Genomic DNA, 21,904 nt, shown 5'->3' on the forward strand with positions numbered 1-21,904 from the left:
TTGGTTCATGACCCATCAGCGTTTCCGCAAATTCAATACCAAAGATGCCTATCCCGAGCAGAGCCTCGACAACGATGTCTGCATGGTGGTGCGTGCCAACAACACCGTTTATGTGCGTGGCCAGACGGCGATGGATCTCGACGGCAAGATCATCGGCATCGGCGATGCCGCTGCGCAGACTGAAAATGCCATGTTTTGCGCCAAGGTGCTGCTTGAAGAGGCAGGTTCGAGTCTGCAGGACGTGGTGAAGATCGTCATCTACATCACCGATCGCGCCTATCGCGAGCCGGTCTACCGGGTCGTCGGCAAGTGGTTGAAGGGCGTCTATCCGGTTTCGACCGGAATTATCGTTCAGGGGCTAGCCAAGCCCGAATACCTGATGGAAATCGACATCATTGCGGAAATTCCGACCTAGATCTTCGACGCCGAAGTATAGCTACGATCATTCTGAAATCAGATCTTTCGAATGAAAGGTCAATGGAGCTTCTTGCGCTGGAAATACTTGAAAATATTGCTGAATTCGCTCGTTTGGCATGGCGTTTGCTTTTCTCTTGGGGTCATAATTCTTGTGAGGTTCCGAGATGAAGCGCGCCTTGAAGTTTACTGCATTGATGTTGCTGTCGACGCTCGCGATCGGCGCGCAGGCATCCGCCCAGGAGAAGCTGGTCGTCAGCACCTGGGGCGGAAGTTTCCGCGATTTGATCGATGAGGCGATCGCGCAGAAGTTTACCGCCGAGACCGGCGTCAAGGTCGAATACATCACCGGCGGCACGATCGACCGGCTGAATCAGGCCAAGCTTGCCGCAGCCAAGCCAGAGAGCGACGTCACCTTCACGACGGCCCATGTCGGCTGGCTCTATGCCAACGACAATCTGTTCGAGAAGCTCGACATGGCGAAGATTCCGAATGCCGGCCATCTGGTCGAGCAGGCCAGGATCAGCCCGTACCACATCGGCGCCTGGGCCTATGTCTACACCATCGGCTATTTGCCTGACCGGCTACCCAAGGGCGTCAGCTTCGAGAGCTGGGAAGGCCTGTGGAATCCTGCACTCAAGGGCATGATCTCGTCGCCCGATTTCGACCCGAGCCATGTGATAGTCGTTGCGGCCAAGCTGTCGGGCGGTGATGCAGCGAATTGGGAAGTCGGCGAAGCCAAGATGAAGGCGCTGAAGCCGAACTACAAGGCATTCTACACCAATGACGCCAACAGCCAGCAGCTATTCGCCACCGGTGAGACGCCAGTCCAGGTCGTGCTGTCGATGAATGCCTATTACATGCAGAACCAGGGCGTGCCGATCAAGCTCGTGATCCCGAAGGAAGGCGCGGTGCTCGGTGTCGACACCATGGCCATCACCAAGGGTTCGACCAAGGCGGAGCTGGCCTACAAGTTCATGAACATCGCCCTCGATCCAGAAATTCAGGCCAAGATCGCCGAACTGAAGAAGGGCAGCCCGGTGGTCGACAATGCCAAGCTCAAGCCCGAGATCGCCTCTCTGACCGGCGTTTTCTCCACGCCGGATCAGTGGGCGAAACAGACCCTGGTGATCGACGCCAAGCTGCGCGCCGAAAAGACCGGTACCTGGCGCAAGTGGTTCACCGAGAACATTATGGCTCCATAACATGGTCCTGGTCGCGATCCGGCTGATACCGCCGGATCGCGGTCCATCGCTTTGAGTTTGCCCGCATCGAGTTTGTCCATGAACACACGTCCGTTTCTGGGTTGGTTCGTTTCGCCGGCCGGCCTCGTCGCTGTGGGCCTGATTGCGGCGATGCTGGCCGTCTTTCAGTATAGCGTCCGGGCCTATATTCCCGGCTCGCTCGAGGTCGGTGGGTTCACGTTGCAGAATTTCGCGGCCATGCTGCGGCCGCTCTATGCTTTGGCATTCTGGAATACAGTGTTGTTGTGTTTCGAGACTGCGGTGTTCACGCTGATTCTGGCCTATCCGCTGGCTTATGCGCTGGTGCGCACCAATAGTTCGGCGCTGCGCTCCTTCATTCTGGTCGTATCGGTCACGCCGCTGTTTCTCGGCGAGGTGGTACGGACCTATTCGTGGATGATCGTGCTCGGTAACAAGGGCTTTCTGAATACGCTGCTGCTCCAGCTTGGCCTGCTGGATCGTCCGATGCAGATGATGTTCACCGCTGGCGGCGTGGTCGCTGCGCTGGTCCATGTGACCATGCCGATCATGGTGATCATGCTGGCCGCAGCGCTCTCGCACATCGACCGCAACTACGAGAAGGCCGCCGAAAGTCTCGGCGCCGGTCCGGTCCGCGTTTTCCTCACCATTACCCTGCCGCTGTCGATGCCCGGAATCGTCGCTGGTTTCTCCACGGCCTTCGCGTGGACGTTCAGTGCTTTCGCGACTCCGCAACTGATCGGCGGCGGGCGTGTCAGTACGGTGTCGACGCTGATCTATCAGCTCGGCTTCTCGTCCTTCAATTTCCCCTTCGCTGCCAGTCTCTCCATCATTGGCCTCGCATTGTCGCTGGCCGTGATCGCCTTGCTGAAGAAAGCCGCGAGCCCACTCGAACGTATGGCAGGCACGACATGAAGCGCTCTCCCGGCACCCTGCTGCTTCGATGGTCGGGACGCATCCTCATCGCCGCCATTCTCCTGTTCGTGCTGCTGCCAGGCATCGTAGTGGCGGTTTCGGCCTTCAACGACCGTGCGATCTTGTTGTTTCCCCCGCAATCATGGTCGCTGCGTTGGTTCTGGCGCGCGTTCTCTTATCCCGATTTCGCCAAGGGCTTCTGGAATGGCTTGACGGTGACGGTGTGGGCGTCGAGCATCGCGCTGGTGGTCGGCTCGGCCTTCGCCTTCGCCATTCACCGCTACAAATTCAGACTCAGGAATCTTCTCGAAGGCATTTTGCTGTCGCCGCTGATCATCCCGCACTACACGATCGGCCTCGGCGTTCTCATCCTAGCCTCGCAGACCAATGTCGGGCGCGGCTTTCCACTTGTCATCTTCGCCCATGTGGTCATGGTGCTGCCTTTCGTGATGCGTAGCACTTACATCTCGCTGGAGAATCTCGACATCCGGCTCGAACTGGCGGCATCCAGCCTTGGCGCCACGCCGCTGCGGATCCTGTTCACCGTGACGATCCCGCTTTTGATTCCGGGCTTGCTAAGCGGCTGGCTATTCGCAGCAATTCTATCGTTCAACGAATTCACGGCGACTCTGTTCGTCAGCAGTCAGGCCACGCAGACGCTGCCGGTCGCCATGTACAATTACGTCCGCGAATTCGCGGATCCCACACTGGCCGCCCTGTCGGTCATCTACATCGTCGTGACCGCGACCTTGCTCACGATCGCCAATTCCTTCCTGGGCCTCGGAAAAATCCTGAATGTTGATGCGCACTAATCAGATGGCTGCCAATACGTCAGTCGCCGGAAACGACAAAATCCGTCCGGCCGTGCAGCTCGACGGCGTCACCAAGCGCTTCGGCGATTCCATCGCGTTGCATGAGGCCTGGCTGAAGATCGGGTCGAGCGAGTTCATGACCTTGCTGGGACCGTCCGGTTGCGGAAAGACCACGCTGCTCAATCTTGTTGCGGGCTTCCTCGAAGCGGACAGCGGCGAGATCTTTATTGAGGACGCCCTGGTCACCGAAACGCCGGCGCACATGCGCGAGATCGGCATCGTGTTTCAAAATTATGCGCTGTTTCCGCATATGAGCGTCGCGATGAACGTCGCTTATGGACTGAAGACCCGCGGCGTCGACAAGAAGGAGATGGCGCGCCGTGTCGACGAAGCGCTGGCGCTGGTCAAGCTCTCGGGTTTCTCAGACCGCAAGCCCCGGCAATTGTCGGGCGGTCAGCAGCAGCGTGTTGCGCTCGCGCGTGCGCTCGTGATCAGGCCGAAGGTGTTGCTGCTGGATGAGCCGTTCTCGGCGCTCGACAAGAATCTGCGTGGTTCGATGCAGGTCGAGCTCAAGCAGATTCAGCGTGAGCTCGGCGTCACCACGATCTTTGTTACCCATGACCAGGGCGAGGCCCTGTCGATGTCGGATCGCATCGCGGTGATGTCGGCCGGACGCATCCGCCAGATCGCCGCGCCTGACGATATCTATCGTCGTCCGGCCGACCGCTTCGTCGCGTCCTTCGTGGGTGATGCCAACGTACTCAACGGTCGGCTCGTCGAGCGGAACGGCGATGCCGCGGTGGTTTCGATTGGTGATGTGCGCGCGAGCGTTCCTGCAGCATCACTTGCGGAAGTATCGATTGGCGGTTCTGTGGATGTCTTCGTACGGCCGGAACATCTTTCCGTGACGTCGCGAGGGGCATCGGGATCGCTGCCTGGCACTGTGACGACGCAGGTGTTCCAGGGCGGCCATGTCGATCTCTATATCGACGCGCCAGGTAGCGCGCGCGATCATATTTTGCTGCGGTCGCCGGGTATTGCGGCGCTGTCGTCCTGTCCGGTCGGAGCCGAGATCGGATTGTCGATCGGCTCCGACGACATCGTGGCGTTTCCGCCCGGCGAGGCGCCGTGAGGCTTCTGGGTCTAGAACGACGGCGACGCGCCCGGATTCTTCGCGCGTGCGACATAGTCTTTCTGCTGCGGCCGATAGCGTTCCCACAGCGCGCGCAACTCGCCGATCGGCGCGTCGTGCCAGTCGATACGCAGGTCGACGACCGGCCAGTCGAAGATGTGAGCGACATGCAGACCCGCCGCATGCTCGTCGTCAGTCTCACCGCCGGCGTCGAGGCCGGCTTCCAGCGCCGACATCAACCGCTCCGCCAGTGGCTGGCCAGCGGTCGCCTCGAACCGCGCAATCATTGTGCTGGGCACCTTGTCGTCGGCGAGCAGATTGCCGAGCGCGAGGCAGCCAGCGCCTTCGGCAACTGCCGCCGTGGCCAATGCCTGAGCGCCGGAATGCCAGGCCACCTGACCGTAACGATCGATCACGCCGACCTGTCGCCATGCTGGCTGCGGTGTGCCGAGTGTGAGGCTGTTGAGAACGGCAGCGGCACCGAGGCCCTGACGCAGCAGCGCAAGACCGGTCGGGCCGAGCGCCGGGTCGGTCACATTCTGCGACACCACGAGGCCCAGAGGCCCGACCCACGCGCAGCGCGCCGGCACCGCGATACTGGACGACGTGATGGCGATGCCGAATGCGCCGGTCTCCGGACAACGCGCCGAGATAGAATAGGTCATCGTGATGCTCCCGTATTCGTAAAAGTAATGGTAGTATAGATGATCGAAGAGATAGCTCAAATACTTTGCGAGCTAATCAGTATTGAAAGTATAAGCTCGAATTCCAATCTCGATATCATCAATTATATCGAGCGGATACTTACGTCATCGGACGTGCCGGCGTGTCGCGTGCCGTCGCCTGACGGACGCAAGGCGTCGCTGCTCGCGACCATTGGTCCGGCGGACCGAGCTGGTGTCGTTCTGTCGGCACATACGGACGTTGTGCCGGTGGAGGGGCAGGCCTGGACCGTGCCGCCATTTGCCGGGGTCATCCGTGATCAGCGCGTCTATGGTCGCGGCGCGACTGACATGAAGGGCTTTCTGGCTGTCGTTCTCTCCGCCGTGCCGCGTCTCAAGGCGGCGGCTCAGGCCGTTCCGGTGCATCTGGCGTTTTCCTATGACGAGGAAGTCGGATGTCGTGGCGCGCCGGATCTGGTGCGTGCGCTGATGCAGTCCGTCGCGCGGCCGGCGCTCGCCATCGTCGGAGAGCCGACCGCGATGCGCGTCGTTCGCGCGCACAAGGGCAAGGTGGCGCGTCGCTTGACGGTGATCGGGCGCACCGGCCACTCGGCGATGCCGCATCGCGCGGCCAATGCCGTCGATTCCGCGGTGGCGATCGCTCATGCGTTGCGCGGTTTCGCCGATCAGGAGATCGCACGCGGCGGCGATGCGGCCTTCGACCCGCCATTCACCACCATTCATGTTGGATCGCTGCATGGCGGCAGCATGGTCAATCTCGTGCCGGAACGCGCCACGCTGGAATATGAGATCCGCACCATGCCGGGCCGTGACACTGGCGAAATCCTTGCACGGATCGATGAGTTGGTTGCGCACGAGCGTGACCGACTTCGTGACAGCGCGCCAGAGGCCGACATTATCTCCGAAGAACTGTCGGCCTATCCCGGCCTGGATACCAGCGCCGATGCGCCTGCGGCACGTCTGGTTGCGCGACTTGCAAGCGATACGCGTCCCGCAACGACAGTGGCATTCGGCACCGAGGCTGGCCTCTACGCGGAAGCGGGCATCCCGACGCTGGTTTGCGGACCCGGCGATATGGCGCGCGGGCACAAGGCCGACGAATGGATCGGTTTTGATGAACTCGCAGCGGCGGGCGCGATGATCGACAGGCTGGCCATTCTGCTAGGCCGGCCGCGTGCAGACTGGATGCGGGAATGAACAACGGAGTTTTGACAATGACGTCCACCATGCAGGCCATCATCGCAACGCAGGCGGGTGGTCCCGACGTGCTGATGCAGGTCGCGCGACCCGTGCCCGTGCCCGGTGCCGGCGAAATCCTGATCGAGGTTGCCGCAGCCGGCGTCAATCGCCCCGATCTGATGCAGCGAAGCGGCGCCGTCCCGTTGCCGGCAGGTGTTACCGATGTGCTCGGGCTCGAAGTTGCAGGGCGCGTTGTCGATGGCGACGCCGGCTTGCGCGGTCAGGCGGTTATGGCGCTGGTCAAGGGCGGCGGTTATGCGCGCTATTGCCTTGCCAAGGCATCGCATTGTCTCGCTGTCCCCGAGGGCCTGACGATGGAAGAGGCGGCAGCCCTGCCCGAGGCGCTCTTCACCGTCTGGCACAATCTGTTCGAGCGCGGCCGGCTGTCGAAGGGGGAGGCCGTACTGGTGCACGGCGGCGCCAGCGGCGTCGGTACGATTGCGATACGCATGGCCATCGCTCGCGGCGCTACGGCCATCGCGACGGTCGGCAGCGACGCCAAGAAGAAGGCAGTCGAAGCGCTGGGCGCGACCGCGATCAATTATCGCACCGACGATTTCGTTTCCGCAGCGCGCGGTGTCACCGGCGAGCGCGGCGTCGATGTCGTGCTCGATATCGTCGGCGGTTCTTACGTTGCACGTAATCTCGACGTGCTGGCGCCGGATGGACGCCATATCAGCCTGTCCTTCATGCAGGGTGGCGTTGTCCCGATTGATCTCGGGCTGGTGATGCGGAAGGGGTTGTATCTGACATCGTCGACGCTGCGACCGAAGTCGGACGAGGAGAAGACGGCGATCGCCGCCGCGCTCCGCGCCGAGGTGCTGCCGCTGGTCGCGTCTGGCGTGGTGAGGCCGCTGATCTGGCGGCAATTGCCGCTCAGTGACGCCGCACAAGCCCATCGCATTCTGGAAGCCAACGAGAACATCGGCAAGGTGTTGCTTCTGCCGACGGGAGACGGTCATGAGTGATGCCATCGAACTGCTTTATGCGCCGACATCGCCTTATGTCCGCAAGGTCATGGCCTGCGCGATCGAACTCGGCATTGCTGATCGCATCGTGCGGTTGCCAAGCGCCGCGCATCCGTTGAAACGCGATGAGCGGATCGCCATTTTCAATCCGCTCGCCAAGGTCCCGGCCGCAAAACTGGCGGACGGAACGCTGCTATTCGACAGCCGGGTGATCTGCGAGTATCTCGATGACCTCGGAAATGGCTCGTTGTTTCCGCGCGGGCCGCAACGTTGGCAGGTCCTCACCGAACAGGCCCTCGGTGACGGCCTCCTCGATGCCGCTCTGCTGACACGCTACGAGAACACCTGCAGAAGTGATGAGCATCGATCGGCCGACTGGATAGACGGCCAGATGACCAAGATCGCCGCAGCACTCGACCAGATGGAAAACACGGTCGCTGAATTCGGCGCACGCATCAGCATCGGCAGCCTCACCATCGCCTGCGCGCTTGGCTATCTGGATTTCCGGTTCGCGTCATTCGACTGGCGCACAACGCGGCCGGCGCTGGCCGTTTGGTTCGAAACCATGTCGCTGCGTCCGTCTTTGCGAGACACGTTTCCAACGGATGGATGATTGAGACCTTCGTCTGGAGCATGCCTCCGCATGCTTCATCGAGCCGTATAAGGCATGATACCGGAGCTATCGAAAATGGCGATGACCAAACCCTCTCTCAAATTGACACATGACGGCGCGCTCAAGGCGTTGGCCGGTGCCATAGCCAAAGCGGAAGAGCTTAACGCACCGCAGAACATTTCGATCGTCGATGACGGCGGTAATCTTCTGGCCTTTGTCCGGATGGATGGCGCCAAACTGCTGTCTCGGGAGACCTCGATGTCCAAGGCCATCACCGCGGCTTCGCATCGTCAACCGACGTCGCGACTCGATCCGGCCAATGAGATCAAGCTTGCCATTGCAGGTGGGGGCCGGCTCACCAATCTCGAAGGTGGACTGCCAATCATTATAGCGGGCCAATGTCTCGGTGCGGTCGGCGTGGGATCAGGCACCGGTGCTCAAGACGTCGAAGTAGCCCGCGCCGCGTTGGCGGCGATCGGAGCGGAGGATCAGAAGCCATGAAACCGTGCGAGGCGAACCAGGTTCTGCCTCGCTCAAGGTAATAACAAAACCTGGCCACCTGAATGTTTTCGATACGGTCAGGCCGGACGCCTTGATCCTGTTGCTGCGCTGGTCGGCAAAGGCAGCGACGGGATATCGACCATATTCGTTGATTTTGGTCCGTTTTCATTCGCGCTCGTTGCGTTTTGGCGTCGTTGTTTCTGGTGCGAAACTGGTGCGGCCCGTGGACATTCGTCACAAAGGTCGTTGATGAGCGTTGAAGGGTTTCCGCCATTGCAGGAGAAGCGGAAGTGACCTGTTCAAGCTGTTTTTGCTCTATAGCGATGACGAATCCTGCTAGAGCCCGAAGGGAGGTCACGCCGGCAGGCCTGCCAGCCGCAGGCCGGTTTCGAACCGGACGAGATGCTCCGGCCGCCGGATCGGAAGCCAGTCTGTGAGGCAAGTGGCACGAAACGTGGGATCCAGCTTCTGCAAATGTTCGACCGCGATGTGCGCCTGCTCGGTCCGACCAGCGAGCGCGTGACTTGCAGCGATGATGGCCGCTGCCATCAAAAAGCTGGGCAATTGCCTGAAGGATTGTTCGGCCCAGGATGAGGCCATGTCAAACCGCCCTGCAAATAAATGAGATAGGGCCATGCCTGCCTGCATCCGGAACATCTCCGGATCCAGCGGGCTGAAACGCATCGCGCGCGTAAAGAACTCGATCGCGGCATCGGGGTCACCGCGCTCCGCTCTGAGAAAGCCTCCCAGGAACCAGGCCGACGCCAGGTTCGGATTGAGCACCAGCGCCTTGTCGACCAGCGTGATCGCGCCCTCCACGTCGCCAGCGAGATGGGCAAGGGCATGTCCGCCCCTGGTGAGCGCGACAGCGTCGTCCTTGCCCAATTCCACCGCAAGGCGGGCCAGTCGAACGCCTTCCGCGATTTCCTGCGCCCGGTCGGTCATCCAGCCATTTACCTTTCGCCAGAAATGACACCAGGCCGCCATTGCGTGGGCAGAGGCAAACTCCGGATCGAGCTGCATGGCCTTGTAGAACAGCGGCAGCGCCTCGTTGATTGCCTCCCGCGTGCCCCGATGCAAATGAGGCATGGCACGCAAATAGTTGTCGTAGGCACTGAGGCTGCCGGTCGGCTTCCGCCTCGCACGATCGATCTCCGCCCGCTCGAGCTGCGAGGCGATCGCTCCGACGATGCTGGTTGCGATCTGATCCTGAAGTTCAAAGATGTCGTCAAGCGTCCCTTCGAATCTCTCGGCCCAAAGATGGGTGCCTGTCGCCGCATCCACGAGCTGGCCCGTGATACGAATCCGGTTTTCGGACTGGCGCACGCTGCCTTCGACGACGTAACGCACGCCAAGCTCGCGGCCCACCTGCTTCTCGTCTACCGTCTTGTCTTTGTAAGTGAAGCTCGAGTTACGGGCGATCACGAACAGCCAGCGAATGCGCGACAAGGCGGTGATGATGTCCTCGACGATGCCATCGGCAAAATAGTCCTGCTCGACGTCGCCACTGAGGTTCCGAAATGGCAGGACCGCGATCGATGGGGAATCCGGCAGGGTCAGAATGGGTCCGAGCCTTTCGCCCGCGTTACTTGAGTCCATGATCAAAGCGTTCGCGGGCAATTTTTCTTCGGCGATCCTGCCGACGAAGCGGATGCCCCTGCGTGCAACCGTCCGGATCAGGCGCTGCTCCTTGCCGGTGTCGCCGATCGCCTTGCGCACCGCATTGATGTGGCTCGTCAGCGTCGACTCGGAGACGATCCGTCCTTCCCACACGGCCTGCAGCAGATCGTCTCTTGTTACGACCTGATCCCGGTTCTGGACCAGAAAGAGGAGCAGATCGAACACCTTCGGTCCGATGGCTATGAGCTCGGAGCCTCGCTTGAGTTCGCGCCGGTCGGGGTCCAGGCAATAATCTTCAAACGAGAACAGCACTTCCGCGCTCCCCTTGGACAAGAAGCCAAGCAAAATTCAACCGCAATTCAAGACGCCTACAAGGCCTTTCCGGCCGTAGGGGCGCATTCTCATCAGGAGCAGGGCCATTGGTGGCCACCAAATTGAGGAGCGTCATGAAGATTGTTGTTGTTGGCGGCACCGGCCTCATCGGAACGAAGCTTGCGAGCAAGCTGCGTCGGAAGGGCCACGAAGCGATTCCAGCAGCTCTCGGCACGGGCGTCAACACGATAACGAGCGAGGGCCTCGATAATGCACTTTCCGGCGCGGAAATTGTCGTCGACGTCGCGAACTCTCCCTCGTTCGAGGACGACGCGGTTCTGAGTTTCTTCGAAACTTCGGGTCGCAATTTGCTCGCGGCTGAGTCTGCCGCCGGCGTGCGTCTCCATGTCGGGCTGTCCATTGTCGGGGCAGACCGGCTTCCGGAATGCGGTTACTTCCGTGCCAAGCTAGCGCAAGAAAATCTGATCAGAGCTTCGAAAATTCCCTACACGATCCTGCGCGCGACGCAGTTCTTCGAGTTCGTGGGCGCGGTCGTCGATTCCTCCACGGATGGACAAATCGTCAGGCTGTCGCCCGCTTTGTTTCAGCCCGTGGCATCGGACGACGTTGCCGATGCGCTGGCCGATGTCACGCTCGCAGCTCCAATTAACGGCGTGGTCGAACTGGCCGGTCCGGAGCGATTCAGCCTCGATGAATTCGGCCGGCGTTACCTGACGGCGACGAAGGACCGCCGCAAGGTCGTCGCCGACATCCACGCCCGCTATTTCGGCGCGGAACTAAACGATCGGTCTCTTATGCCGGGCAACAACCCCTGGCTCGGCTCGGTGCGTTTCGAGGACTGGTTGAGAAGGCTTAGCCAGTGAGAAGCACGAGCGACGAACGCTCTTCACGTGCCTATATCATGCGAGCATGAAATCATGAGCAAGTCTATCTTGCGCGATCCCTCGCAGGAGGATCCGCCGGTCGAATCTGAAGCGCGCCAGGGCACCCAGCCCACCGCCGACCGGCATTCTGCCGATGCGGAAATGGCGCGTGTTCTCAACACGGCTCCGCTCCGTATGGCGTTGGACCCCTCCGGTGGCGGAATCGCCCACTGGAAACACGAACCACTGCACGACGTCGTCCAGCCCATGACCGATCACGTCATCATGGCTTACAACGGCTCGATTCAACGCATGGAGCGGCGGTCAGGAAGATCGGTTACGATTGGAACGTTTCGTCCTGGGGTTGTGATAATCATTCCGGCCGGATCAAGCTCCCGGTGGGATATTCCGAAATCTGTCGATGTCGTTCAGCTCTATCTTCCGCACACAACGCTCGATCGCGTTGCACACGAAGCCGATACTGCCACATCGGTCGATCTTCTGGAGCGAACGGCGCATCCCGACCCGATTACATCCCGATTGCTCTTGAGCGCGGCCGACGTCCTGGAGGGCAATGCAGCTCTGGATAGGTTGTTCAGGCATCAACTGACAGACCTCCTGGCCACGCGCATCCTGGTCGCGCACACCGGCTCGCCAAACACGTTCCGGCCGACCTTGGGCGGGCTTTCGCCGAAGGTCCTGCTCCGTGCCATCGAACGCTTGCGCTCGGACAGCGATGCCGACGTCTCACTGGCTGCACTGGCTGCAGATGCCGGCCTGTCGCGCTTTCACTTCTGCCGTGCCTTCAAGGAAAGCACCGGACTTTCACCTCACGCCTGGCTGCGCCAACACCGGCTCGAGCAGGCAATGAACATGCTTCGCGACACCGACGCGTCGATCGTCTCGGTCGCAGCGGCACTTGGCTACGCCTCTCAAACAGCCTTCGCGGCGGCGTTCAGGCGTTTGACCGGCGAAACTCCGAGCAATTGGAGACGGCGCGCGCGTTAGCAGCAATTCCTCTGCAATTACCTCAATCGCTCGGGGGCGGCTGCACACCTCCTTCGGTAAATCGGCATGTGCACGACCCATGCCGACCTCGTCAACGCCGAGTTGCTCTCGTTCATCGCGTCCTAGCGTCTCCGGTTTCTTGCGTCGGAAAAACTCAAACCACAGGAGTAGGTCACATGCGACTTGTCATCATAGGCGCCGGCTTCGCCGGCATGTACGCAGCGCTTTCCGCTGCCCGGCTGCGCGACATCAGGGGCGCTTCACCTGAAGAACTCGAGATCGCGCTGATCGCGCCGGACCCGAGGCTGGTCATTCGCCCGCGACTTTACGAGCCGAAGCCAGAGACGCTGACCGCGCCTCTGCTGGAGGTCCTCGAAGCCATCGATGTCGTCTACGTGCAAGGCAGCGCAAAGACGGTCGACACCAAGTCTCGCACGGTGGAAATCGCCACCGCAAAAGGTGCGAAGAAGAACCTCTCTTACGATCGGCTGGTCGTCGCCACCGGCAGCCGGCTGTTCCGTCCGAATATTCCGGGCCTTGCCGAACATGGCTTCAGCGTCGACCAACTCGAGGATGCGATGGCCCTCGACCGGCATCTGCACAGTCTGGCCGATCGGCCGGCAAAGAACGGGCGCGACACTGTCGTCGTCGCCGGCGGCGGGTTCACCGGCATTGAGGCGGCAACGGAGATGCCCGCGCGGCTTCGCGGGATTCTCGGCAAAGATGCCAGGCCGCGCGTCATCATCGTCGATAGGAACAGCGCGATCGCTCCCGACATGGGCGAAGGCCCTAGGCCCCTCATAGAGGAGGCATTGCGCAAACTCGGCGTGGAGGGTCGGTTCGGCGTCGGCGTCGCCGAGCTGGACAAATCCGGGGTCACGCTTTCGAACGGCGAACGCATCGAATGCGGGACCGTGATCTGGGCTGCCGGCATGCGTGCGGCTCCATTGACCACGCAGATCTCCGCCGAGCGCGACAATTTCGGCCGGCTGCTGGTCGACCGCGATCTGCGCGTGCTGTCGGTGCCCGGTGTCTTCGCCACAGGCGATGCCGCTCGCGCAGCGTGCGACGACGTCGGCAACTATGCGCTGATGTCGTGCCAGCACGCTACGCGGATGGGTGCCTTTGCGGGCAACAATGCCGCCGCTGAACTGTTGGGAGTTCCGACTATGCCGTACCACCAGAAGGTATACGTCACCTGTCTCGACCTCGGAGAAGCCGGCGCGCTCTTCACGCGCGGCTGGGACCGCAAGGTCGAGATGGTTGGCGACGAGGCAAAGAAGACCAAGCGGGAGATCAACACCGTCTGGATCTATCCGCCGCGCGCGGAGCGCGCCGCTGCTCTGGCGTCGGCCGACCCCGAGCGTGTCACCGATCTCTGAACACCCAACCAGCATTGAAGCCCTTCCCGCGCGGGAAGCGTGGCCCGCCCAGGATCGAGCACCAAGATCGAACGCAGGAGATGAATCAGATGATCCACAACACTCAGCAGGAGACAAACATGAGCCTAGATATTACCGCACACCCCGTTAGATCGAAGCCCGACGAATTGGTTCCGTCGCGCTACGCGCTGAAGGTCGGCGAGATTGACGTGCTGGTGGTCAGCGATGGGGTACTACCGCTGCCCACCAAAATGTTAGGACACAACGCCGACCCGGCCATCCGGGCGGCCTGGCTGAACAACATGTTCCTGCCGCCGGACGCTTTCGACTGGGCGCTGAACGCGGTCGTGGTGCGTAGCGGCGGTCGGACCATCCTCATCGATGCTGGACTAGGGGGCGACCCGGACTTGCACTTGCCGCGGGCCGGGCAGTTGGTCAAGCGACTGGACGCCGCCGGCATCGATCTCGCGTCCGTGACCGACGTGGTGCTGACCCACATGCATATGGATCACGTTGGCGGGCTGCTCGTCGAGGGCGTGAAGGAGAGGCTGCGTCCGGACCTGCAGATTCACGTGGCTGCCGCCGAGGTCAAATTCTGGGAGTCACCCGATTTCTCCCACACCGCCATGCCGCCGGGGTTCCCGGACGCGCTTCGGTCGGCGGCCAAGCGGTTCGTCAACCAGTACCACAACCATCTGCGTCAGTTCGATGAGGAGCACGAGGTGGCTCCGGGCGTGGTCGTCCGCCGCACCGGCGGCCACACCCCCGGGCACAGCGTGGTCCGCCTGGCGTCCGGCGGCGACGCCCTGACGTTTGCCGGCGACGCCGTGTTCGCGGTCGGGTTCGACCAGCCCGACTGGCACAACGGCTTCGAACATGACCCCGAGGAGGCGGCGCGCGTTCGGGTCCGTCTTTTGCGGGAGCTGGCTGCGACCGGCGAGATGCTGGTGGCCACTCACCTGCCATTCCCGTCTGTCGGTCGGGTCGCGGTGGACGACGACGCGTTTCGTTGGGTACCGGTTTTCTGGGACTACTGACCGCTTGTTGGCTTAAATCCGAACTAGGGCGCGTGCTCATAACGTAAAGAGTTCACGCCCTAGTTTGCGCGCTGCTGATTGCGGTCCCCGATTCGATCAGCGAATTAGTGAACATGCACAATTGCGAGCGCACCATTGCGTGGTGGCGCGACGGGAGAAAGGCTTGCCAATTCGAAGGGCCGGAGCAGGGATACTGTCCTGAGAAGCGCGATAACGCTCAAGCTCTTGACGTTTCCACACGGGCGAAAAGACGGTGACCATCGCATCGTTGATCCACACATCGATCGGTTCAAATTGCCGCACAATGGAGTCTGCCGCTGCGAAGAGCTCATCCGATTTGAGACGTCAGCCGACGTGACGAAACCAGCGCCCCCAAGCTCCTCGAGTTCGCCCTTCACGTCATTCAGTGCGTCGGCATCGCGCGCAATCAATCCGACGCGAGCGCCGGCTCGGGCAAAACGATGCGCGGCGGCTCGGCCCACGCCCGCGGAGGCGCCAGTGATTACGACTTTACAGTTTCGAAGCTCACCAGACATGTGCGAACCGTGTCTCACTTATGGATCAGTCTCTCCGGGTGGGCCGGGCTTATGACGCATGCTGATCTCACATCAGACCAACCGCGCGTCCGGCGAAGAAGTTCCTGAAAATCGCGGGCTTATAGGAACGGGCCCGGAGCCCGCTTGTTCTTCGCAAAGGGACGACGTTACAACCTTATCGGACGTATCCATGGCATCCTCCACCGCATCAGATGTCCTGGTCGAGACGCTGCTCGACTGGGGTGTCGATACCGTCTTCGGGCTTCCGGGTGATGGCATCAATGGCATTATCGAGGCCCTGCGCACGCGCCAGGACCGGATCAAGTTCGTCCAGGTCCGTCATGAAGAAGCCGCGGCCTTCAACGCCTGCGCCTACGCGAAGTGGACGGGCCGGCTCGGCGTATGCCTTGCAACATCAGGCCCGGGTGGCATCCATCTTCTTAATGGTCTCTACGATGCCAAGCTCGATGGACAATCAGTGTTGGCCATCACGGGTCTGCAATTTCACGATCTGCTCCACACGTTCACGCAGCAGGACGTGGAACTCGACAAGCTCTTTATGGACGTGTGTGTCTACAACAGCCGCGTGATGGGTCCACACCACGTCCAGAATATCGTGGAACTGGCCTGCCGGACCGCGCTTGCCTACCACGGTGTCGCCCATGTGACCATTCCGGTTGACATGCAATCGCAGCCTGTAAGCGCCGGCAAAAGATCGGAACGCAACGTGCCAAACCATGTTTCGGACCTGATGGCCCGCTCGGCGCAGACCGCAAGCGACGAGCAACTCGCCAAAGCATCCGAGATCCTTAAGGTCGGCAAGAAGACAGCCATTCTTGCAGGCCGCGGAGCGCTCGATGCGCGCAACGAGGTTCTCGCTGTAGCGGAGCGCCTCGGGGCGCCGGTCATCAAGCCACTTCTTGGCAAGGGGGTGATCCACGACGACAGTCCGTATTCGGCCGGCGGCATTGGCCTTCTCGGAACCAAACCCGCGCAGGAAGCGCTGGAAAGCTGTGACACGCTTCTGATTGCCGGCAGCACGTTCCCCTACATCGAATTTTATCCAAAGCCGGGTCAGGCGCGCGCCGTCCAGATCGATGTCGATCCGCAGCGGATCGGGCTGCGGTATCCGGTCGAGGCAGGCCTGGTGGGTGATACCGGCAAGGTACTTCAGGCTCTGCTGCGGCGGCTTGATTATCGTGACGATCGTTCGTTCCTGCAACAGACCCAGGAGGGGATGAAGGAATGGAACGCGTTGATGAGCCAGCGCGGCACCAATAGCCAAAAGCCGATGAAACCTGAGCGCGTTGCGTACGAGCTCAACAAGCTTCTTTCCGATGATGCGATCGTGGCAACCGATTCCGGAACAATCACCACCTGGATAGCCCGACACCTGGTCATGCGCGGCAATATGATGTTCTCGTGCTCCGGCAATCTCGCGACCATGGCGTGCGGCTTGCCCTATGCGATTGCGGCTGCGGTGGCTTTCCCGGGCAGGCAGGTTGTGGCGTTTGTTGGCGACGGCGGTCTCACCATGCTGATGGGCGAGCTTGCCACCTGCGTGAAATACGGCCTCGACGTAAAGATCGTGGTTATCAAGAACAACTCCCTCGGGCAGATCAAATGGGAGCAGATGGTGTTCCTGGGCAATCCGGAATACGTCTGCGATCTGCAGCCGATCGACTTTGCAGCGGTGGCGCGCGGCTTTGGTGTGAGCGCGTTCAGTGTCGACGATCCGGCGCAGTGCGGCGAGGTGCTGCGCGAGGCGCTGAGCACGCGCGGCCCGGCATTGATCGAAGCGGTGGTCGATCCGCACGAACCGCCGATGCCGCCGAAGGCGACTTTGACGCAGATCACGCATTTGGCCGAATCGCTCGTTCGCGGCACGCCGGCGAAGGGCAAGATCGCACTGACCATCGGCTCGGATGTGGTCCGCGAAATCATTTGAGTCGGAGCGATGGGCGAAGAGACAAGGATCAGGCGTCTGGCAGCACGGTCGTATCGCATTCCGACGGATGCGCCGGAAGCAGACGGTACGATCGCCTGGTCGGCTACGACGCTCAGGCTGGTCGAGGTCGACGCCGGAGGTGTGACCGGCGTTGGCTACAGCTATGGCAGCGCAGCTACCGCCGAGATCGTGAATAACAAACTCGCGTCGACCTTGCGCGAGCAGAATGCGCTGGCGATTCCGGCGCTCTGGCTTGCCATGGTGACGGCGGTGCGCAACATTGGTTGGCGCGGCGTGTGTGCGTGGGCAATTTCGGCCGTCGACGTGGCGCTGTGGGATTTGAAAGCGCGCCTGTTGAAAATGCCGCTGGCAGATCTCCTCGGACGTGAACGGGCCGAAGTGCCGATCTATGGCAGCGGTGGCTTCACCTCCTATTCCGAGGGGCGCCTGTGCGAGCAGTTGAGCGACTGGGTAGAAAGAGACGGCTGCCGATTCGTCAAGATGAAGGTCGGAACGGCGCCCGAGCATGATCTGGCTCGCATCCGGGCGGCGAAAGCGGCGGTCGGCTCCGCGGAGCTTTACGTCGATGCCAACGCCTACCGGCGTAAGCAGGCGCTCGAATTCGCCAGGCAGTTCGCCTCGCTCGGTGTGACCTGGTTCGAGGAGCCGGTCTCGAGCGACGATCTTGAGGGATTGCGACTGCTACGAAGCACGTCGCGGAAGTGATCGCTGACGCCATGCACTGAGCTCTGACGGGCACCGGCATTGCCGCCTTTTCAAGTGAAAGGCGCTATCGGAATGCCCCTATGGGCAATCCTGCAGAGCGAAACGGTTGCTCCTCATGCGCTGACCACCATTGGGCCACGGCTTGCGCGACGCGATCCCAAATTGATGTAGGCAAGTCGGGGATCGCGATTCTGACGAGGTAGCGAGTGCGTATCTTGTCGTGGAACCACTCCGCTGCACCGAAATCGAAACCAAAGCTTCCTGCGTGACGCAACGGCAACCCGGCCTTCCTGAGGTCGCCGCACAAATCCGCTGCCATTTGCCTCGTTTGCCTCTCATCAAGCATCCGCTTTGGCGTGAGCGTCACATACAGCCCGTGGCCAAAATGAAGTTCTCCCGACGAGCCGGCGAGCGTGGATGCAAAATAGCGCGCAGTCCTTCTGCTGTTCCGCAAGATTGCTGAGACGCGCTTATCGGTGAGATCCCGATAGGCTCTCGTTCCGACATAGGGCGGGAAATGCGCCGGCAACGCTGCGCCGCCGAACAGTCGAACGGCTTTTCGCATCTCCCTCGCAAGCGCCTCCAGTTGTGCCTGATGCACACGGTGCGCTTCGCAGGCGACAAAGACGGCGGAGCCGAGCCGGCCGTATTCCAACCCAAGGGAGTCGAGCTTGGTGTGGCTGCGTACAAGCACGATCGGAATTTCCCAGCGATGCGCCCAATTCAGGACGCGGCGGATGCGCCCCGAGCCGCTCGAGAAGCAGGTTGTGTCGAAAACGATGAGATCAAGGCGCGGGTTTGCGCCGCGAAGCGTCGTCTCGAATGCGGCCGCGGGTGCACATGAGTCCAAGAGAAGCACCCGCAATCGTCGCGCCCGAGACGCGACCTCGCCAGGTGAGCTTTTCAGCAGCATCGGCCGCAAATGGCGGGCATGACTTTCGATCAGCTCCAGGGTTTCACTATAAGAGCCAGGTAGTACCAAGATGTCTGCCTCTGGCATCATTTGTGCCGATGCCAGCAGCAGCGCCGATATCGCGGCCATCCCCGAGGAGGTATAGATCGTCTCATTGGCTGCCGCGTCGTCGAATTGATAAAACGACGGGCCCCGTACGTCCAGGTCGGCGCGCTGGTAGCCATAGCTGAATTCGAATGGTCCCGCGCGCAGCCGATCGGGATACGCCCATGCAGTCTCCGTGAGCGCCCAATCGTGCAGCGCATGCTCAGCCTTCAGGGCAGCGGCCAGTTGAAATTTCCGTTCAATGACCTCAGCGACCGAGGCGGGATGGTGCAACGACAGAGGAGTGCTGAGGAAGCGGTTCAGCAAGTTGAGCTCTTCGTGCTTTCTGTGGAGATATGCCTCGAGGGTTTCCATGCCCGGCCTTCATTTTTGTCCGCGCATTATGATTAACGTATCTACGAGGAATTGGGTCCTTGGCCGGTCCGGTCGGCTCACGAGCTATGGAATGCATTGCGGCCGGGGCAGGCCACTTCTGCATTGCCGCCATGAATCCGGGCCGCAGCCAGCCTTAGGTCCGGGTCAGGAAGTCCATTAGTCCGAGCCACAGCAGGATTGCCAGCCAGAACAGTCCGGCAGCCGCAAAGATCAGGGTTCGTGGCCCGCGGTGCCAGAGTTCCATGAATACGGCAGCAACGACCGAGGCCTTCAGAGCGGCGATGCTGAGCGCGACCATCGCGTTGCCGTTCCCGAGCGGGACGTAAGACAGGCTGACCGTGAGCGCGAGCAGAGCAAGCAGCACGAGCCAAGCGGCGAGCAGCGGAATTGAAGGGCGCGAAGGCATCACGAGACCGATCTCCCGGGAAGATAGATGAGAGCAAACAAGAAGATCCAGACTACACCGCCCAAGCGACCAGAAAGCTCGATGTGAGCAGGATCGCCGTATTGGCCGTGCCGATCAGAAGATCGGTGTGGCGCCCCGCAGCCAGGAAACTTGCGGGATAGGCGTGCCGGTAGACGAAATAGGAAAGCACGAGGCCGCCGAACAGAAGCACCTCGGTCGCGATGAAGACCCACATGCCGAGTTCGGCGGTGTGATCACGATGCTCAACGGAAATGAACTGCGGCGCAAACGAGCGGGTCTCAGGCATTTTGTGGTTCTGCCTTGAAGTCGGAGGAATACTGGTACGGCGCACGCGTGACGACCGGCTGCACCTCAAAGTTAAATTCCGGTGGCGGCGAGGGTGTCTGCCATTCCAGTCCCGGCGCGTTCCACGGATTGGCCAGCGAGCGTCGCCCGAAGAAGGCGGAATAGGCGAGATCGCGCCGATCGGCGCTGGCTTTTGGGATTGTGCGCGCTGACGCTGCTGATGCGCGTGCTGGAGGCCGCCATTCTGATCCTGCCCGCGATCGACCACGTCGCGCCGCTAACCACGGCGGTGATGCTGGCGGCCGCGCTGGTCTTTGTCGGGGCGCTTCTGCTTTGGATGTTTGATGCCATGCTGTCTGAGCGCGCGCGTTGGATCAACGCGACGGTGCAACATGTTCGCGCCGAAGGAGAAGCAGGATCAGGGCGGCCAGCCCGATGATCGTCATGAGGGCCGTGCCGGCGAGCAGCCGCCCAACAGCGAGCGTATAGGTGCCACTCACGGGATCGAAGCCGTAACAGATCAGGCCAATGTGATCGGCAACCGACCCAACCTGTCCCGACCGGCATCGACCAGAGCAAGGCGCAGGCTCGCGGCATCCAGCGCAAGTGCCGAAAGGCCGCGGACGACGCGGCCATCCGGGGTGACCACGAAAGCGGCGAGGGGATGCGCAAACTGATCGTGTTCACTGTCGTAGCGGAAATGAAACCCGAAGGCGTTGGTCAACTCGCGTATAGCAGCGGCGTTCGTGCGCAGGAAGTGACTGTTGCGGACCAACTCCCCGTCGCTACCGATTTGCTCGTGCTTCATTGTTAGCGCATCGGCCACCGCATCCCTCGGATCCAGGCTGACCACCAAGCACCCAGACGGATGGCGTCGCGCCCAGCCACTCCCGCAACGGCTCGATGTCTTTTTCGCCTTGCAGGAGCAGCGATAGCGGAAGAGATCCATTCGGCGGTGGCACGGCTTCCACCCCGCCATTTCACTCACGTTAACGCGCGCCTGCGCCGGGACTCCGGCGAGCAATATCGCAACAGTTGCGATTGCGGCAGCTCGCATCATGAGCACGTCGACCTTTCAGCCAGTGCCTAACGCTGGGTCTTGAACGGGGTTCCATTTGCGGCATTAGCCCGAGGCGGTCATCTCAAATAAAAAGATGCCGGCGGATCTACCGGCATCATTGAGTTTGTGCATCTACTTGCTGGACTGACCGACGCTTGGTGCCTTGTCGAGCTCTTGGGCCATATCAAGGTGATGCTGCAGCGCGGGCAACGTTTTGCCGGCCCAGTCTTTCAGATCGGCATTGTCGCCACCCTTGGCATAGCGCTCGAAAAGCGACACCGCGTCCTTGTGAGCGCTGACCTGGTAGGAATCGTAGTCCGAGCTGAAATCCTTGCCGGACACATCCTTCAGCTTGTTGAGCTTGCTCTGGTGCGAACTGTCGAGCGCCGCGGGCACCTCCGCCTTGACCTTGCCGCTGGTGACCAGTTGCTTCAGCTCGGCTGAGGTCTTTGAGTGGTCGGTTACCATCCGCTGGGCAAAGGATTTCTCCCGCGCATTGCCCTTTTGTTCGGCGAGCTTGCTCGATTCGATTTCGAACATGTCGCTGATTGCGACCTCCTTGACGAAGTCGGCCGTGGTCGGCGCAACACCCAGCATTGAATTGACGCCGGTCTTCTCGCCGGCGGATTGAGCAAGAGCTGGGCCTGCCAGCAGAACGCAGCCCAGCACGATGATTGCACGCGTCATGATTTTGGTCCTTCCGGATTTCAGCGGCGCCATGGTTGCCGACTGAAGGTGCGCATCAACCCGCAGAGGAGGGTGTTGTTCCTCTCGGTTGGCTGCGGC

Annotated in this window: 24 protein-coding genes; 16 read left to right on the forward strand and 8 right to left on the reverse strand. The window is 61.2% G+C overall.

All coding sequences use genetic code 11. The features are described from left to right. Positions 1 to 7: 7 nt before the first annotated feature. From YY7_RS0105080 to YY7_RS0105100, 5 genes are all read left to right on the forward strand, one after another. The gene (locus YY7_RS0105080) at positions 8 to 415 is read left to right on the forward strand and encodes a RidA family protein (protein ID WP_028162280.1); all 408 of its coding nucleotides are present in this window, start codon (positions 8 to 10) and stop codon (positions 413 to 415) included. A 166-nt stretch (positions 416 to 581) separates the two neighbouring features. Beyond that, positions 582 to 1,619 (forward strand): ABC transporter substrate-binding protein, encoded by a 1,038-nt coding sequence (locus YY7_RS0105085; RefSeq protein ID WP_080663585.1) that lies wholly within the window; start codon positions 582 to 584, stop codon positions 1,617 to 1,619. A 78-nt stretch (positions 1,620 to 1,697) separates the two neighbouring features. Continuing rightward, entirely contained in the window at positions 1,698 to 2,552 is an 855-nt protein-coding gene (locus YY7_RS0105090; RefSeq protein ID WP_028162282.1) for an ABC transporter permease, read from the forward strand. After that, complete coding sequence (locus tag YY7_RS0105095; RefSeq protein WP_028162283.1) at positions 2,549 to 3,364, forward strand: ABC transporter permease; 816 nt, start codon at positions 2,549 to 2,551, stop codon at positions 3,362 to 3,364. Before YY7_RS0105090 ends, YY7_RS0105095 begins: the two co-directional genes overlap by 4 nt. Next, complete coding sequence (locus YY7_RS0105100; RefSeq protein ID WP_028162284.1) at positions 3,348 to 4,496, forward strand: ABC transporter ATP-binding protein; 1,149 nt, start codon at positions 3,348 to 3,350, stop codon at positions 4,494 to 4,496. Before YY7_RS0105095 ends, YY7_RS0105100 begins: the two co-directional genes overlap by 17 nt. Positions 4,497 to 4,507: 11 nt before the next feature. Here YY7_RS0105100 and YY7_RS0105105 read toward each other — a convergent pair whose 3' ends face one another. Continuing rightward, a complete protein-coding gene (locus YY7_RS0105105; RefSeq protein ID WP_028162285.1) occupies positions 4,508 to 5,161 on the reverse strand; it encodes a DUF1028 domain-containing protein in 654 nt (217 codons plus the stop codon). Positions 5,162 to 5,200: 39 nt separating this feature from the next. Between YY7_RS0105105 and argE the strand changes: the two genes are divergently transcribed. The 4 genes from argE (at position 5,201) to YY7_RS0105125 (ending at position 8,500) form a co-directional block, all read left to right on the forward strand. Beyond that, positions 5,201 to 6,376 carry an acetylornithine deacetylase gene (gene argE / locus YY7_RS50790; protein ID WP_035689277.1) on the forward strand — a complete coding sequence of 392 codons (1,176 nt, stop codon included), beginning with the start codon at positions 5,201 to 5,203 and terminating at the stop codon, positions 6,374 to 6,376. A 17-nt stretch (positions 6,377 to 6,393) separates the two neighbouring features. Beyond that, positions 6,394 to 7,386 (forward strand): NAD(P)H-quinone oxidoreductase, encoded by a 993-nt coding sequence (locus tag YY7_RS0105115; RefSeq protein ID WP_035689280.1) that lies wholly within the window; start codon positions 6,394 to 6,396, stop codon positions 7,384 to 7,386. Between the two features lie 4 nt (positions 7,387 to 7,390). Next, positions 7,391 to 7,999 (forward strand): glutathione S-transferase family protein, encoded by a 609-nt coding sequence (locus YY7_RS0105120; protein WP_028162287.1) that lies wholly within the window; start codon positions 7,391 to 7,393, stop codon positions 7,997 to 7,999. 75 nt (positions 8,000 to 8,074) lie between these two features. After that, positions 8,075 to 8,500: a GlcG/HbpS family heme-binding protein gene (locus tag YY7_RS0105125; RefSeq protein ID WP_028162288.1), complete on the forward strand. Its 426-nt coding sequence runs from the start codon at positions 8,075 to 8,077 to the stop codon at positions 8,498 to 8,500. A 354-nt stretch (positions 8,501 to 8,854) separates the two neighbouring features. Here the strand turns inward: YY7_RS0105125 and YY7_RS0105130 are convergent, their stop codons facing one another. Then, positions 8,855 to 10,432, reverse strand: coding sequence for a winged helix-turn-helix domain-containing tetratricopeptide repeat protein (locus YY7_RS0105130; protein ID WP_028162289.1), 1,578 nt, complete (start codon positions 10,430 to 10,432; stop codon positions 8,855 to 8,857). 134 nt (positions 10,433 to 10,566) lie between these two features. Between YY7_RS0105130 and YY7_RS0105135 the strand changes: the two genes are divergently transcribed. From YY7_RS0105135 to YY7_RS0105150, 4 genes are all read left to right on the forward strand, one after another. Beyond that, the gene (locus tag YY7_RS0105135) at positions 10,567 to 11,316 is read left to right on the forward strand and encodes an SDR family oxidoreductase (RefSeq protein WP_028162290.1); all 750 of its coding nucleotides are present in this window, start codon (positions 10,567 to 10,569) and stop codon (positions 11,314 to 11,316) included. Between the two features lie 54 nt (positions 11,317 to 11,370). Further along, positions 11,371 to 12,324, forward strand: coding sequence for a helix-turn-helix transcriptional regulator (locus YY7_RS0105140; RefSeq protein WP_028162291.1), 954 nt, complete (start codon positions 11,371 to 11,373; stop codon positions 12,322 to 12,324). A 176-nt stretch (positions 12,325 to 12,500) separates the two neighbouring features. Beyond that, the gene (locus tag YY7_RS0105145) at positions 12,501 to 13,706 is read left to right on the forward strand and encodes an NAD(P)/FAD-dependent oxidoreductase (protein WP_028162292.1); all 1,206 of its coding nucleotides are present in this window, start codon (positions 12,501 to 12,503) and stop codon (positions 13,704 to 13,706) included. An 80-nt stretch (positions 13,707 to 13,786) separates the two neighbouring features. After that, complete coding sequence (locus YY7_RS0105150; protein WP_028162293.1) at positions 13,787 to 14,743, forward strand: MBL fold metallo-hydrolase; 957 nt, start codon at positions 13,787 to 13,789, stop codon at positions 14,741 to 14,743. 104 nt (positions 14,744 to 14,847) lie between these two features. On the opposite strand, the gene YY7_RS57775 is transcribed toward YY7_RS0105150, so the two are convergent. Further along, complete coding sequence (locus YY7_RS57775; RefSeq protein WP_080663586.1) at positions 14,848 to 15,279, reverse strand: SDR family NAD(P)-dependent oxidoreductase; 432 nt, start codon at positions 15,277 to 15,279, stop codon at positions 14,848 to 14,850. A 190-nt stretch (positions 15,280 to 15,469) separates the two neighbouring features. Between YY7_RS57775 and YY7_RS0105155 the strand changes: the two genes are divergently transcribed. Together YY7_RS0105155 and YY7_RS50795 are read left to right on the forward strand one after the other, a co-directional pair. Beyond that, the gene (locus YY7_RS0105155; protein WP_028162294.1) at positions 15,470 to 17,227 is read left to right on the forward strand and encodes a thiamine pyrophosphate-dependent enzyme; all 1,758 of its coding nucleotides are present in this window, start codon (positions 15,470 to 15,472) and stop codon (positions 17,225 to 17,227) included. Between the two features lie 9 nt (positions 17,228 to 17,236). Further along, positions 17,237 to 17,953 carry an enolase C-terminal domain-like protein gene (locus YY7_RS50795; protein WP_051396540.1) on the forward strand — a complete coding sequence of 239 codons (717 nt, stop codon included), beginning with the start codon at positions 17,237 to 17,239 and terminating at the stop codon, positions 17,951 to 17,953. A 64-nt stretch (positions 17,954 to 18,017) separates the two neighbouring features. Here the strand turns inward: YY7_RS50795 and YY7_RS0105165 are convergent, their stop codons facing one another. The 3 genes from YY7_RS0105165 to YY7_RS0105175 all read right to left on the reverse strand — a co-directional run bounded on the left by YY7_RS0105165 (position 18,018) and on the right by YY7_RS0105175 (position 20,059). Beyond that, on the reverse strand, positions 18,018 to 19,325 hold the full coding sequence (locus YY7_RS0105165) for a hypothetical protein (protein ID WP_028162295.1): 1,308 nt from the start codon (positions 19,323 to 19,325) through the stop codon (positions 18,018 to 18,020). A 154-nt stretch (positions 19,326 to 19,479) separates the two neighbouring features. Continuing rightward, positions 19,480 to 19,752 (reverse strand): cytochrome C oxidase subunit IV family protein, encoded by a 273-nt coding sequence (locus YY7_RS0105170; RefSeq protein WP_051396541.1) that lies wholly within the window; start codon positions 19,750 to 19,752, stop codon positions 19,480 to 19,482. 52 nt (positions 19,753 to 19,804) lie between these two features. Beyond that, positions 19,805 to 20,059 carry a hypothetical protein gene (locus YY7_RS0105175; protein WP_028162297.1) on the reverse strand — a complete coding sequence of 85 codons (255 nt, stop codon included), beginning with the start codon at positions 20,057 to 20,059 and terminating at the stop codon, positions 19,805 to 19,807. A gap of 198 nt (positions 20,060 to 20,257) precedes the next feature. On the opposite strand from YY7_RS0105175, the gene YY7_RS56380 reads away from it, so the two are divergent. Beyond that, complete coding sequence (locus tag YY7_RS56380; protein WP_028162298.1) at positions 20,258 to 20,497, forward strand: hypothetical protein; 240 nt, start codon at positions 20,258 to 20,260, stop codon at positions 20,495 to 20,497. An 81-nt stretch (positions 20,498 to 20,578) separates the two neighbouring features. Here the strand turns inward: YY7_RS56380 and YY7_RS50805 are convergent, their stop codons facing one another. Together YY7_RS50805 and YY7_RS0105190 are read right to left on the reverse strand one after the other, a co-directional pair. Beyond that, positions 20,579 to 20,884, reverse strand: coding sequence for a hypothetical protein (locus tag YY7_RS50805; protein ID WP_155255045.1), 306 nt, complete (start codon positions 20,882 to 20,884; stop codon positions 20,579 to 20,581). A 366-nt stretch (positions 20,885 to 21,250) separates the two neighbouring features. Further along, a complete protein-coding gene (locus YY7_RS0105190; protein WP_028162300.1) occupies positions 21,251 to 21,805 on the reverse strand; it encodes a DUF4142 domain-containing protein in 555 nt (184 codons plus the stop codon). Between the last annotated feature and the right edge of the window lie 99 nt (positions 21,806 to 21,904).

Origin of the sequence: Bradyrhizobium elkanii WSM2783, assembly GCF_000472865.1 — a bacterium.
GTDB lineage: Bacteria > Pseudomonadota > Alphaproteobacteria > Rhizobiales > Xanthobacteraceae > Bradyrhizobium > Bradyrhizobium elkanii_A.